Annotated in this window: 12 protein-coding genes; 9 read left to right on the forward strand and 3 right to left on the reverse strand. The window is 54.8% G+C overall.

Annotated features, from left to right (window positions below; translation table 11 throughout):
* Positions 1–20 precede the first annotated feature (20 nt).
* A complete protein-coding gene (locus SBO83_RS12095; RefSeq protein WP_396131717.1) occupies positions 21–848 on the reverse strand; it encodes an SIS domain-containing protein in 828 nt (275 codons plus the stop codon).
* A 177-nt stretch (positions 849–1,025) separates the two neighbouring features.
* On the opposite strand from SBO83_RS12095, the gene SBO83_RS12100 reads away from it, so the two are divergent.
* From SBO83_RS12100 to queE, 3 genes are all read left to right on the forward strand, one after another.
* Positions 1,026–2,579: a PTS transporter subunit EIIC gene (locus SBO83_RS12100; RefSeq protein ID WP_396131670.1), complete on the forward strand. Its 1,554-nt coding sequence runs from the start codon at positions 1,026–1,028 to the stop codon at positions 2,577–2,579.
* Positions 2,576–3,274: a putative N-acetylmannosamine-6-phosphate 2-epimerase gene (locus SBO83_RS12105; RefSeq protein WP_396131671.1), complete on the forward strand. Its 699-nt coding sequence runs from the start codon at positions 2,576–2,578 to the stop codon at positions 3,272–3,274. Before SBO83_RS12100 ends, SBO83_RS12105 begins: the two co-directional genes overlap by 4 nt.
* Positions 3,275–3,358: 84 nt before the next feature.
* On the forward strand, positions 3,359–4,030 hold the full coding sequence (gene queE, locus SBO83_RS12110; protein ID WP_353503903.1) for a 7-carboxy-7-deazaguanine synthase QueE: 672 nt from the start codon (positions 3,359–3,361) through the stop codon (positions 4,028–4,030).
* Here queE and queD read toward each other — a convergent pair.
* Complete coding sequence (queD, locus tag SBO83_RS12115; protein WP_353501056.1) at positions 4,027–4,386, reverse strand: 6-carboxytetrahydropterin synthase QueD; 360 nt, start codon at positions 4,384–4,386, stop codon at positions 4,027–4,029. The two genes, queE and queD, sit on opposite strands and share 4 nt — an antisense overlap.
* 167 nt (positions 4,387–4,553) lie before the next feature.
* Between queD and SBO83_RS12120 the strand changes: the two genes are divergently transcribed.
* From SBO83_RS12120 to SBO83_RS12135, 4 genes are all read left to right on the forward strand, one after another.
* On the forward strand, positions 4,554–5,615 hold the full coding sequence (locus SBO83_RS12120) for a hypothetical protein (RefSeq protein WP_396131672.1): 1,062 nt from the start codon (positions 4,554–4,556) through the stop codon (positions 5,613–5,615).
* Between the two features lie 342 nt (positions 5,616–5,957).
* Entirely contained in the window at positions 5,958–7,760 is a 1,803-nt protein-coding gene (gene cysJ, locus SBO83_RS12125) for an NADPH-dependent assimilatory sulfite reductase flavoprotein subunit (RefSeq protein WP_396131718.1), read from the forward strand.
* Between the two features lie 145 nt (positions 7,761–7,905).
* Positions 7,906–9,642, forward strand: a complete 1,737-nt coding sequence (gene cysI / locus SBO83_RS12130; RefSeq protein ID WP_353501058.1) for an assimilatory sulfite reductase (NADPH) hemoprotein subunit — start codon at positions 7,906–7,908, stop codon at positions 9,640–9,642.
* A gap of 30 nt (positions 9,643–9,672) precedes the next feature.
* On the forward strand, positions 9,673–10,404 hold the full coding sequence (locus tag SBO83_RS12135) for a phosphoadenylyl-sulfate reductase (RefSeq protein WP_034787438.1): 732 nt from the start codon (positions 9,673–9,675) through the stop codon (positions 10,402–10,404).
* A 137-nt stretch (positions 10,405–10,541) separates the two neighbouring features.
* On the opposite strand, the gene SBO83_RS12140 is transcribed toward SBO83_RS12135, so the two are convergent.
* Complete coding sequence (locus SBO83_RS12140) at positions 10,542–11,579, reverse strand: aminopeptidase (protein WP_396131673.1); 1,038 nt, start codon at positions 11,577–11,579, stop codon at positions 10,542–10,544.
* A gap of 282 nt (positions 11,580–11,861) precedes the next feature.
* Here SBO83_RS12140 and cysG point away from each other — a divergent pair, with 282 nt between their 5' ends.
* Positions 11,862–13,286, forward strand: a complete 1,425-nt coding sequence (gene cysG / locus SBO83_RS12145) for a siroheme synthase CysG (protein WP_396131674.1) — start codon at positions 11,862–11,864, stop codon at positions 13,284–13,286.
* Positions 13,287–13,295: 9 nt separating this feature from the next.
* The gene (gene cysD / locus SBO83_RS12150) at positions 13,296–14,204 is read left to right on the forward strand and encodes a sulfate adenylyltransferase subunit CysD (RefSeq protein WP_034787444.1); all 909 of its coding nucleotides are present in this window, start codon (positions 13,296–13,298) and stop codon (positions 14,202–14,204) included.
* Positions 14,205–14,211 lie beyond the last annotated feature (7 nt).

The raw sequence follows: 14,211 nt of genomic DNA on the forward strand, positions 1-14,211 counted from the left end.
AAATCTCGCCATGCAGAATGCTAGAGCAAGAGAGAAAGCGTCGCGCTGGCGCTTTGTTGGCTGGCTTGAAGGTAATCAGGAGAGAGGGTTAGCAGCTGATTTATCAGCAGTTCTACCAGCAGCATTCCGCCGATTTTCGAGGTCAGCAAACCCGCCGTCAAAGGCCCTTCAGGTTTAGCGGCCACCAGCAAAGTATCAGCCAGAGAAGAGAGCGGGCTGCGTAGCGTGTTGCTGATACCAATCACTTTGGTGCCCTGACGCTTAGCCAGTTCAGCGGCATGGAGCACGTCCTTTGTCGAGCCGGAGCTGGAAATCACGACCACAATGTCTTGTTTGTCCAAACTTACCGCATTCATTGCCGCGCGATGCATATCGGAGAAGCACTGCGATGCTTTGCCTAAGCGCAGCAGCTTGTAGCCCAAATAATCCGCCACGATCGCGCTGGCAGCCACGCCATAAATTTGTACGGATCGGGCGTTATGAATGTCTAACGCGGTATCAGCCAGAGTTTGCCGATCGAGTAATTTCCCCGTATCTCGCAGCGCGGTAATGCTGTCGTCAATGACCAACTGCACTTCATCATCCCCGTCAGTGTCCTGACGAGCTTGGCTTTGGCGAGTTTCCAGAGCAAGACCCATCTTGAATTCTGTAAAGCCTTTACAACCTAGCTGGCGGCAAAGTCGGGTGACGCTGGCCTCGCTGGTATCACTCTCGCGCGCCAATTCGGTAATGGTCAGATAAAGCACTCTTTCTGGTTGCTCGAGCACAAAGTTGCCGAGCTTATGCAGTGTCGGGCTGTAATTCTCCAACCCTTGGCGCAATCGCAGTAATAGCGTGCCCGTTTCCATGGTCTGACTCACTCGGCTCTCCTCTGATTAATTGACCTCTCTAGTTTGGCTGATGTGACGCAGTTAACGCCAGAAGAATTCCATATGGATAACTCGCCTTATTTGGTGGTAATTATTTTTATATAAATATATTGTGGTGAAAATAATTACCAAAACAACCTAACGCGGAGTTATCTCATGTCGATCTTCAATGGTTCAGGCGGTGGAACTTGGTTTGAAAGGGCGCAGAAATTTGGCAAGTCTTTCATGTTGCCTATCGCGATTTTGCCAGCGGCGGGTTTGCTGTTGGGGATTGGCGGGGCGCTCTCGAACCCCAATACCCTGACGGCATACCCGTTTCTGAATATTCCGGCGCTACAGGCCATCTTTACCGTGATGGCCAGCGCGGGCTCCATTGTTTTTGCCAACCTTGCGGTGCTGTTTGCCGTCGGGGTGGCGGTTGGGCTGGCGCGAAGTGACAAGGGAACCGCAGGGCTATCCGCGCTACTCGGCTATTTGGTCATGAACGCTACTATTAATGCCATTTTGATCCTCAAGGGGCAGTTGGCGGCCAGCAATCTCAGTGCGTCGGGGCAGGGAATGGCGTTGGGCATACAGACTCTGGAAACAGGCGTTTTTGGCGGCGTGGTGATTGGATTAGTCACCTGGCTGCTGCATAGTCGCTATAACAAAATTCAACTGCCGCAATTCCTCGGATTTTTCGGAGGCTCGCGCTTTGTGCCTATTATTACTTCGGTGGCGGCAATTTTTGTCGGGGCGCTGATGTTCTTCATCTGGCCTCATTTCCAAAAAGTGATTTTTGGCATGGGCGGGCTGGTGGATGCCACGGGGTATTTGGGCACCTTTATCTACGGTTTTGTCCTGCGCATGCTCGGGCCTTTCGGCCTGCATCATATATTTTATCTGCCTTTTTGGACCACAGCACTGGGCGGCAGTGAGGTGGTAAACGGGCATCTGGTGGAGGGAACCCAGCGTATCTTCTTTGCCCAGTTGGCCGACCCTTCAACTCAGCATTTTTACGTCGGCACGTCGCGTTTTATGTCCGGGCGTTTCATCACTATGATGTTTGGTCTGGTGGGGGCTTGTCTGGCGATGTACCGCACCGCGCGGCCTGAAAATAAAAAGAAAGTGGCCGGTCTGCTGCTTTCTGCGGCGTTAACTTCTTTCCTCACCGGTATCACTGAGCCGATTGAATTCTCCTTCCTGTTTGTCGCGCCGATGCTGTACGTGCTGCACGCGGTGTTTGACGGGCTGGCTTTCATGATTGCCCATATTCTGCATATCACCATTGGTCAGACATTCTCCGGTGGCTTCATCGACTTCCTCCTTTTCGGGGTTCTACAGGGCGAAGGCAAAACCAATTGGATGTACGTACCATTGGTGGGAGTGCCTTGGTTTGCACTCTACTACTTCTCTTTCCGCTATCTGATCACCCGTTTCAACTTTAAAACGCCAGGTCGAGATGACGCGGAAGTAGAACAAGCCAGCATCACCACCGACCGTGCCGGAGTGATCATTGAAGCGTTGGGCGGTGCGAGCAATATTGCCGAGCTGGACTGCTGCGCCACACGGCTGCGGATAAGCGTGCATCAGGCCAACATGGTGAATGAAAGCCAGCTGAAGTCGAGTGGCGCGAGGGCGGTACTGATTCGTGGGAATGGGATTCAGGTCATTTATGGGCCACATGTCACGGTGATTAAAAACGAAATTGAGGAGATGTTGGGAGTATGAATCAGTCAATGTTAGCGGCCATAAAAGGTAAACTGGTGGTGTCATGTCAGGCACTGGATGACGAACCTTTACACAGCGATTTCATCATGAGCCGCATGGCGCTGGCCGCCATGCAGGGCGGGGCGGCGGGGATCCGCGCCAATAGTGTTGTAGATGTGCAGGCGATTCGCGCCACCGTGACTCTGCCGGTCATTGGCATTATCAAGCGCGATTATCCCGACAGCGAAGTCTATATCACCGCAACAATGCAAGAGGTTGACGAGCTGATGACCGCAGGTCCGCAAATGATCGCCCTTGATGCCACCTTGCATCGACGTCCGGGGGAGTTGCAGTTGGCGGCCTTAGTGCAGCAGATTCGGCAGAAATATCCCTCTTTGCTGCTGATGGCCGACATTGCCAGCGTCGAAGAGGCGGTCAATGCTGAGGCCTTAGGCTTTGACTGCATTGGCACCACTTTACACGGGTATACCCCGGAAACCGCGGGCTGCAAGCTGTGGCAAGATGACTTCGCCTTTTTGCGCCAGGTGCTCGCACAGTGCGGCGCTCCGGTCATCGCTGAAGGCAATGTGGACACGCCTGAAATGGCCGCGCGCTGCCTGACACTGGGGGCGTATTCCGTGGTTGTGGGGGGCGCCATCACCCGGCCTCAACAGATCACTCAACGCTTCACCGAGGCCATCAATCACCTTTACTGACAAATCTGCTTGGGTCGAAGTTTGGAACAGCGTGCACTATCTGTGATAATGCGCGCTGATTTTTTAGAGATGATTGAGAAAACCATGCAGTACCCGATTAATGAAATGTTCGAAACCCTGCAAGGGGAAGGTTATTTTACCGGCGTGCCGGCTATCTTTATTCGCCTGCAGGGCTGCCCGGTGGGCTGTAGTTGGTGCGATACCAAACATACCTGGGACAAAATCGCCGATCGGGAAGTCGACGTACAACGCATTTTGGTGAAGACCGAAGAGAGTGACGCCTGGGGCAACGCCACCGCAGAGCAACTGCACGAGATTATTCTTCAGCAGGGCTATACGGCGCGTCACGTGGTGATCACCGGCGGAGAGCCGTGCATTTACGATTTAATGCCGCTCACCACGCTGCTGGAAAAAAATGGTTTTAGCTGCCAGATAGAAACCAGCGGAACCCATGAGGTGCGCTGCTCGGTGAATACTTGGGTTACGGTGTCGCCAAAGGTGAACATGCGCGGCGGCTATGACATTCTGCCGCAGGCCTTGAAACGGGCTGATGAAGTGAAGCATCCGGTGGCGCGTCAGCGCGATATTGATGCCTTGGAAGCGTTACTGGCGACATTGACCGACGAAAAAGCGCGCATCATCGCTTTGCAGCCCATCAGTCAAAAAGAAGAAGCCACCAAATTGTGCATTGCGACCTGCATTGCAAAAAATTGGCGGCTGTCGATGCAGACCCACAAATACCTAAATATCGCTTAGCCTTTATAGACGCAGCCTGCGGTGCACGTCTCTTTGACGCGTACGGCGGAAAGCAGGGGCAGCTTAGGCTTCATCTCATTCCAGATCCACTCGGCCAGCACTTCACTGGTCGGGTTCTCTAAGCCCGGAATATCGTTGAGATTATAGTGGTCGAGACGGTCCAATGTCGGGGCGAATGCCGCTTTAAGATCAGCAAAATCCATTACCCAACCCGTATGCGGATCCACTTCACCGGTGATTTCTAATCTCACCGAGAAAGAGTGCCCGTGCAGGCGGCCGCATTTGTGGCCTGCTGGAACGTGAGGTAAATGGTGTGCGGCTTCGAACTGAAAATCTTTAAAGAGTGTGGTGGTCATGGTGCTGTCTCGTTGCTCAAAAAACGCGGCATAGTAACGGAAATCCGGCGTTCGCGCCACGAAATCCACGGTACATAGCTGTACAAGGCGTTACCAACCACTGCTTTACTCAGCCTGATTTACTGACTTAAAGTGGCAGCAGTGAGACTAACCTATTGAGTGTTTGCATGATTACTGTGCTGCGTTTGGCCATATTGTCGGTGCTATTCACGGCGAGCGTCGGTGCGGAAACGCTCCCCCAGCCAGCCGCGCCAGCTTCCACCGATGCCAAGTCTACGGACTCAAAGCCTGCGGAATCCAAGGCTGCTGGCCCCAAGCCTGCTGATATCAAACCTGCTCAAACTGAGCCGAAAACCGCCAAGCCTGCCGTTGCTGCTAAACCTGTTGCCCTGACTTTCCCGACGGGCGCGGGCAATTTACATATTCTGGTGGCGCAGGGGAAAAAGACGCTGGACGTTTTCACCTATCAACCCGAGGGTGCTGATGCCACAACGCCTATCGTGATGGTGATGACCGAAGGCGATCGTAACGCCGTCAATGCGCGCAATGAATGGATCACCATGGCGAACCAGTACCATTTGCGCGTGGTGGTGCCGAAGTTCAGCGAGCAGGACTTCCCCGGCGCGGCGGGTTATAACCTTGGCAATCTGGTTGATCCCAAAACCCATCGCAAGCTGCCCGCGTCGCAATGGACTTTCACGCTGGTCGATTCGCTGTTCAGCCAGTTGCAGAAGCAGGGCGTCACCAGCCAGTCGCAGTTCTACCTTTTCGGCAACAGCGCCGGATGCCAGTTTGTTCACCGTATGCTGACGCTATTGCCGCAGCCGCAAGTGAAAGCCGCCGTCTGTGCCGCGCCGACCTGGTGGACCTTGCCGGATACCGACCAGCGCTGGCCTTATGGCCTGCGCGAGTCGCCGGTGAGCGTCAACCAGCAGCAGCTCGCCAGTTATTTTGCCAAGCCGATGCTGATTGCCGTCGGCAGTGAAGATGATAATCCTGAAACGCGCGCGCAGCGTTTGTCCAAGCAGGTGATGGCGCAGGGGAGCAACCGCCTTGATCGTGCCGAGAGCTATTTCACCACCTCACAGCAGCGCGCCGAGCAGAACAACACGCCGTTTAACTGGCACTTTGTCGATTTGCCGGACACCGGCCACAGCAGCAGCAAGATGTCGGTCTTTGCCGCCGGGCAGTTCGCCTGGTTCGAAGAACATGGCCAGTTCCATCTATAAAATCTGCTGCTGATAAAGTATTTTCACCCCGCTCCGGCGGGGTTTTTCTTTATATAACAAACTGTTTTGCCTAGTCGGATAAATGTCTGCCGATTTTCATAGCTATTTCAGTAAGATAAAAAATCACTACTTACCACTTTTAGTGGTTATGACTATCTCTAAAACCACTTAGTCATTTTGGTTATTTAATATTTCCATCACTTCTTTAATTGTTATCATCAGCCTCGTTAACCTTACAAACTGCAGCCTCCGTCGCTTTTCTACGTGGGGTGATTTACGGTCTTTCTTGTGCACGAAGGCCGGATTGATGACTGGCTTATGCATAAGGGAATTCGTACCGCGATGACGACTCAGGCTCCTCCAACTTCTATCTTGCCTCTTTCTCCAGAGCAACTGGCTAAGCTCCAGTCTGCCATTGGTGAATACTCACCAACGCAGCTGGCATGGCTATCTGGCTATTTCTGGGGAATGGTGAATCAACAGCCGGGCGCTGTTCCGGCAGCAGCACCTGCGCCCGCCGCGGCCGCTATTACCCTGATTTCCGCTTCCCAGACCGGCAATGCCCGTCGTTTGGCCGAGCAGGTGCGCGATGACCTGATCGCCGCAAAACTGAACGTCAATCTGGTTAACGCCGGTGATTACAAGTTCAAACAAATCGGTCAGGAAAAATTGCTGCTAATTGTTGCCTCCACTCAGGGGGAAGGTGAGCAGGCCGAAGAAGCCGTCGCCTTGCACAAATTCCTGCAATCGAAGAAAGCGCCACAGATGAAAGATACGGCGTTTGCCGTGTTTGCACTGGGTGACACTTCTTACGAATTCTTCTGTCAGGCCGGGAAAGATTTCGACAACCGTCTTGGCGAACTGGGCGCAGAGCGCCTGCTGGATCGCGTGGACGCTGACGTTGAATATCAGGCTCAGGCCGAAGAGTGGCGCAAGCGCATTGTGGAAGTGCTCAAACAGCGCGTTCCGGCTGAAGCCACTGCCCAGCCTGCCGCCTCGCTAGCTGGCGCGGTCAACCAAGTCGACAGCAGCCCTTATACTAAAGAAGAGCCGCTGACCGCATTGCTCTCAGTAAACCAGAAAATCACCGGGCGTAATTCGGATAAAGACGTGCGCCATATCGAGATTGATCTGGGTGATTCTGGCCTGCGCTACCAGCCGGGCGACGCCTTGGGTATCTGGTTCGAAAACGATCCAGCCTTGGTCAAAGAAGTGGTTGAACTGCTCTGGCTGAAAGGCGATGAGTCGGTCGAGGTGAATGGCAAAACGTTAGCGCTGAGCGAGGCGTTACAGCATCACATCGAACTGACCCAAAACACCACGCCAATCGTTGAGAAATACGCCGCAGCGTGCCGCGATGAACAGCTGAACGCGCTACTGGCCGACAAGCACGCCTTGCAGCAGTTCGCGCAAAACACGCCGTTCGTCGACATGGTGCGTCAGGCGCCGACCGAGCTGGATGCCCAGCAGTTGGTTGATTTGCTGCGCCCGCTGACGCCGCGCCTCTACTCCATCGCCTCATCTCAGGCCGAGAATGAGTCTGAAGTGCATATCACCGTCGGCGCCGTGCGCTACGAAATCGACGGCCGCGCCCGCACCGGCGGTGCATCGGGCTATCTGGCTGACCGGCTGCAAGAAGATGGCGAAGTTCGCGTGTTCATCGAGCATAACGACAATTTCCGCCTGCCAGTTAACCCGGATGCGCCAGTGATTATGATTGGCCCGGGCACCGGCATCGCGCCATTCCGCGCCTTTATGCAGCAGCGCGAAAACGACGGCGCCGGTGGTAAAAACTGGCTGTTCTTCGGCAACCCGCACTTCACTGAGGACTTCCTGTATCAGGTTGAATGGCAGCGTTACGTCAAAGACGGCTTACTGACCCACATTTCTCTGGCTTGGTCGCGCGATCAGGCTGAAAAGGTCTACGTTCAAGACAAGCTGCGCGAAAACGCCGCCGAAGTCTGGCGCTGGCTGCAAGAGGGCGCGCACGTCTATGTTTGCGGCGATGCCAACCGTATGGCAAAAGACGTCGAGCAAGCGCTGTTGGAAATTATCTCTCAGCAGGGGTCGATGGATCTGGAAACCGCCGACGAATTTTTAAGTGAATTGCGTTTGGATCGCCGTTATCAGCGCGACGTCTACTAATACCCTGCATCCTTCAAATTGCAGGGGTGTTGGCTTCCTTCACTCACCCGAATCACTGACTTGTGTCAGCTCATCGGGGTTCATTCAGTTGCCGCCTACCTGCAATGTGAATGATTTTGGGTAATAAGCGAATAAGTGAGAAATTATGAGCAATAAGTTGTGGAGTGAACAGAATCCCGGTCCCGGCCCGTTAATAGTTGATGCGCCGCTGGTTGATGCTGAACGTCTTAAAAAGGAAAGCAATTTCCTGCGCGGAACCATTACTGAAGATTTGCAAGATGGCCTGACCGGCGGCTTCAACGGCGACAACTTCCTGTTGATCCGCTTCCACGGCATGTACCAGCAGGATGACCGCGACATCCGTGCCGAACGCGCCGAGCAGAAGCTGGAGCCGCGCCACGCGATGATGCTGCGCTGCCGCCTGCCGGGCGGCGTGATGACGCCAGACCAGTGGTTGGGTATTGATAAATTCGCTGAAGAGAGCACGCTGTACGGCAGTATTCGTATTACTAACCGTCAAACCTTCCAGTTCCACGGTATCCTCAAACCTAACGTAAAGCCGGTTCACCAGCTGCTGAATAAGCTAGGTCTGGACGCGCTGGCGACCGCCAACGACGTTAACCGCAACGTGCTGTGCACCTCGAACCCGGTGGAGTCAGAGCTGCATCAGGAAGCCTACCAGTGGGCGAAGAAGATCTCCGAACACCTACTGCCGCGCACCCGCGCTTACGCCGAGGTGTGGTTGGATCAAGAGAAAGTCGAAACCACGGATGAAGAGCCGATCCTCGGCCCAACCTATCTGCCGCGTAAATTCAAAACTACGGTGGTGATCCCGCCGCAAAACGATGTCGATCTTCACGCCAATGATCTGAACTTCGTGGCGATCGCCGATAACGGCAAGCTGGTTGGCTTCAACGTGCTGGTCGGCGGCGGCCTGTCTATCGCCCACGGCGACAAGGCAACTTACGCCCGCACCGCCAGCGAACTGGGCTTTATTCCGCTGGATAAAACCTTGGCCGTGGCCGAAGCGGTAGTGACCACGCAGCGCGACTGGGGCAACCGCACCAACCGTAAAAATGCCAAAACCAAATACACCCTTGAGCGCGTTGGCGTGGAAGTGTTCCGCGACGAAGTGGCGAAGCGCGCAGGGATCGAATTCGAAGCGGTTCGCCCTTATGAATTCACCGGACGCGGCGATCGCATTGGCTGGGTGAAGGGGATCGACAAGCAGTGGCACCTGACGCTGTTTATCGAAAACGGCCGTATTCTGGATTATCCGGGCAAGCCGCTAAAAACCGGTCTGGCAGAAATCGCTAAGATCCACAAAGGGGATTTCAGGCTTACTGCTAACCAGAACCTGATCGTCGCCGGTGTCTCGGAAAAAGATAAAGACGCGATCGAAACACTGGCCCGCAACCATGGCCTGATCGACGACAGCGTCACCGAGCAGCGCAAAAACTCCATGGCCTGCGTCTCATATCCGACCTGTCCACTGGCGATGGCTGAAGCAGAACGCTTCTTGCCAGAGTTTGTCACCAAAGTGGAAGGCATCATGCACCAGCACGGGGTGGGCAAAGAGCACATTGTTCTGCGTGTGACGGGTTGCCCTAACGGCTGTGGCCGCGCGCTGCTGGCTGAAATTGGTTTGGTGGGTAAAGCCATGAACCGTTACAACCTGCACCTTGGCGGTAACCGTGAAGGGACGCGTATTCCAAGAATGTATCGGGAGAACATCTCTGATACTGACATTCTGGCGATTATCGACGAGCTGGTCGGCCGCTGGGCGAAAGAGCGTGAAAACGATGAAGGCTTTGGTGATTACGTGATCCGCGCTGGGATTATTCGCCCCGTTCTGGATCCGGCCCGCGACTTCTACGACTAACGCCGCTGCAACGTGAAGAATGGAGAGTTTATGAGTTTGCTCACTCTTGCTGAACTGAATGAAATGCCGAAATCAGGTCAGGCCCTGGCATTGGCGGAAACCAATGCCCAGCTTGAAAAACTGTCGGCACAGGATCGTGTCATCTGGGCACTAGAGAATTTGCCGGGCGAATTCGCGCTCTCCTCAAGTTTTGGCATTCAGGCTGCGGTCTGTTTGCATCTGGTGACTCGCCAGCAGGCGGATATCCCGGTGATCCTCACTGACACCGGCTACCTGTTCCCCGAGACTTACCAGTTCATCGATCAACTGACCGAACAGTTGAAGCTGAACTTACAGGTTTTCCGCGCAGCAGAAAGCCCGGCGTGGCAAGAAGCGCGCTATGGCAAGCTTTGGGAGCAGGGCGTCGAAGGCATTGAGCGTTACAACAACATCAATAAAGTGGAGCCGATGAACCGCGCTCTGGCGACATTGGGCGCGCAAACCTGGTTTGCCGGCCTGCGCCGCGAGCAGTCCGGCAGCCGTGCGAATCTGCCGGTGTTAGCCGTGCAGCGCGGCGTGTTCAAGATCCTGCCAATTATTGATTGGGACAACCGCCAAGTGTTCCAGTACCTCAAAGAGCACGGCCTCAGCTATCACCCGCTGTGGGATCAGGGCTACCTGTCGGTTGGCGATACTCATACCACCAAGAAGTGGGAAGAGGGCATGAGCGAAGAGGAAACCCGTTTTTTTGGGTTGAAACGCGAGTGCGGCTTACACGAATAAATCCCTGTCATACTTCGAGCCAGAGGTGCGTTAGCTACGCGCACTTACCCCGGTCACATAGTAATCTATGCTCCCGGGGATGCGTTTGCTTGCCGCCTTCCTCTGACTCGAATTATTTAAGGGATTGCGTCACCGTCTTATAAATCATCAGCCGGTTTTGCCAGCTCTTTCAGCAGCGGCAGTAAAATTCTCACGCTATCTTTCGAGCGTTTGTCTATCCGGTCTGGCAGGACGCGGTCGAGATACTGTAAGTTATCCAACTGGCCCTGATGTCGCGACGTGCCCTGCGGGAAATGCGCGCTGATTGCCCGCTGCTGCTGGCCGTCTTTCTTGCCCAACGCATAATCCGTGGCCGTCACCATTAATAATGGAATATGCGCGTCGTCCAGCGCCTGCATGCCATTACAGCAATCCTTTCCACTGTATGCTTCGGCGGCGATACCTGCGTGACGCGCCAGCGCCACGGCGCGGTCGCGTGTCAGCTTAGTCACGGCCTGAGAGGTATTTTTGCCACTCTTGAAGTAGAGCTTATCGCCAACAATCAGCGAATCGAGATTGACCACCAGCAGGGTGTTTAACTTCTCCTCCGGCGACATGCGCTGCACATAGTCTGCGGCACCCTGTGCGTCCGTCTCTTCGGCACTAAGCGCCACGAAGCGCAAGCTGTAGTGGGTTGGCTCCTTACTGAGTCGTTCGGCCAGCTCCAGCATCACACCGACGCCTGACGCATTATCATCAACCCCCTGCAGGGTAAGACCGCCCAAATTATGGTCGGAGTCGGCGTCGCTTTGTGGCAAATAAGTATCAAAATGCGCCATCACGACAATCTGCTGAGGCACGATACCGGCGCGGGCGGCGATTACGGAGGTCGAATGCACATCATGCCAGCTCTGCTTGCCATCCCGGCTGGTGTAGAGATAACGCGTATCAAAGCCGCGAAGATCACTCTGATAGCCGAGTTTGGCAAAATACTGTTGCAGATAATCTGCGGCGATTAACTCCGCCGGACTACCGGCCATGCGGCCCGGAAAATAGGTGGCGATATGGCGAGTTTGTTCGGCAGCAATTTTACCGAGGGCGGGCGCGGCAACCTGCTGCACGGCCGCGTGCGTAAAACCGGCACAGCCCAGGCCAAAGGCCAGTAGCGCCAGTTTCATGCGAGAAAGGGATAGCATGGACAAAAAATCCTTATTCGTGGGTCAAAGACCGGAAAGCTTTCAATCGGGCAGGCCGCGTTATGCGGTCATTATTGCGCAATAGTATGCGATTGTGACGGCAATTAGACAATTTCCCCTTATCCCAAATGGCTCTTTTTGTTGCATCTTTCTGCGTCTGGAAAGTGAGGTTGGCGAATCTATATTCCATTTGGTAACTATTCATTCCATTTCGTCATTTCAATTCAATAATTGCCACCACGTATAGTCTTGTTATTACTCTTCGCTATCAAAAAGGCCGTTGTGGACTATCTACCAATATTTGCCGACCTCAGACAACGTCCTGTATTGGTCGTCGGCGGCGGCGAAATCGCAGCACGCAAAATAGACCTTCTGCTGCGTGCTGGCGCTGCTGTCCGCATTGTCGCGCTGTCACTCTCCTCAGAACTTGAGCATCGTCTCCAGCAGTCGCAAGTCAGCTGGCTGGCGAAGCAATTTGAGCCAAAGCAGTTGGATGACGTGTTTCTGGTGATTGCCGCCACTGACGACGCCGAGCTGAATGCTGAAGTGTTTGAGCAGGCGAATCGCCGCCAGCTGCTGGCCAACGTGGTCGATGACCAGCCGAAGTGCTCCTTTATCTTCCCTTCCATCGTCGACCGTTCGCCGATTGTGGTGGCAATTTCATCCAGCGGCACGGCCCCGGTGCTGGCGCGCATGCTGCGGGAAAAGCTCGAGACCTTGTTACCAACCAGTCTGGGCAAAATGGCCGAGATCGCTGGCAGTTTCCGCGACCGCGTGAAGCTGCGCTTCACCTCAATGAGGGCACGCCGTCGCTTTTGGGAGCAGACCTTTGATGGTCGCTTTGCCTCGCTGGTGACTGCGGGACAGATTCCAGAAGCTGAGCAAGTGTTGCAACAACAGTTAGATAATCCGGAATCCATCGCGAGAAACGGTGAAGTGACGCTGGTCGGCGCGGGGCCGGGTGATGCAGGATTACTGACATTACGCGGCTTGCAGGTGATGCAGCAGGCAGACGTGGTGTTGTATGACCATTTGGTCAGTGACGAGATTTTAGATTTGGTGCGCCGAGACGCCGACCGTATTTGCGTCGGCAAGCGCGCTGGCAGCCACTCGGTGGCGCAGGAAGAGACAAACCGCATGCTGGTCGAACTGGCGCAGCAGGGCAAAAAAGTGGTGCGCCTTAAAGGCGGCGACCCGTTTATTTTTGGTCGCGGCGGAGAAGAGTTACAGGCCGTGGCGGCAGCAGGCATCCCTTTCCAAGTGGTGCCGGGCGTGACGGCAGCCGCGGGCGCGACGGCCTACGCGGGGATCCCTCTCACCCACCGCGACTACGCGCAGAGCGTGATGTTTATTACCGGCCACTCTCGTCCCGATGGGAATGGCATGCAGTGGGAAACGCTGGCGAAGGGCAACCAGACACTGGCCATTTATATGGGCACGGTGAAGGCGGCTGAAATCAGCCAGCAGCTGATTGCTTATGGCCGCGCGGCGAGTACGCCGGTGGCTGTCATTGGCCGTGGTACGCGGGTCGATCAGCAGGTGCTGACCGGCACGCTCGACAACTTAGAACTCTTGGCTCAACAGGCACCATCACCCGCATTACTGGTTATCGGCGAAGTGGTCGCACTTCACGATAAGCTCGCCTGGTTTGGGCATCAACCACAGACTGACGACGCAGTTCGCCCGTCGGTCGTGAATTTGGCTTAAGGATCTGTTATGGACGAAAAACGACTCACACATTTGCGTCAACTGGAGGCGGAGAGTATCCATATCATCCGTGAAGTGGCGGCTGAATTTGCTAACCCGGTGATGATGTACTCCATCGGTAAAGACTCCTCGGTGATGCTGCATCTGGCGCGCAAGGCCTTCTTCCCGGGGACGCTGCCTTTCCCGCTACTGCACGTGGATACCGGCTGGAAGTTCCGCGAAATGTACGATTTCCGCGACCGCACGGCGAAAAACTATGGTTTCGAGCTGCTGGTGCATAAGAACCCGGAAGGCGTCGCGATGGGCATCAACCCCTTCGTCCACGGCAGTGCCAAACATACTGACATCATGAAAACCGAAGGCTTGAAACAAGCGCTGAATAAATACGGTTTTGACGCTGCCTTTGGCGGCGCGCGTCGTGATGAAGAGAAGTCGCGTGCCAAAGAGCGTATCTACTCGTTCCGCGACCGTTTCCATCGTTGGGATCCTAAAAACCAGCGCCCGGAGCTATGGCACAACTACAATGGCCAGATCAACAAAGGCGAAAGCATCCGCGTGTTCCCGCTCTCCAACTGGACTGAGCTAGATATCTGGCAGTATATCTTCTTGGAAAATATCGAAATTGTTCCACTGTATCTCGCAGCGCCGCGTCCGGTTCTCGAACGCGATGGCATGCTGCTGATGGTGGATGACGATCGCATCGACCTGCAACCGGGCGAAGTGATTGAGCAGAAAATGGTGCGCTTCCGTACTCTCGGGTGCTGGCCGCTAACGGGCGCCGTAGAGTCAGAAGCTCAGACTCTGCCGGAAATCATCGAAGAGATGCTGGTGTCAACCACCAGTGAGCGTCAGGGGCGGGCAATTGACCGCGATCAGGCGGGTTCGATGGAACTGAAAAAACGTCAGGGCTATTTCTGAGGAGCGA

The sequence above is a fragment of the Ewingella allii genome, from assembly GCF_044430645.1.
Classification (GTDB): Bacteria; Pseudomonadota; Gammaproteobacteria; order Enterobacterales; family Enterobacteriaceae; genus Ewingella; species Ewingella allii.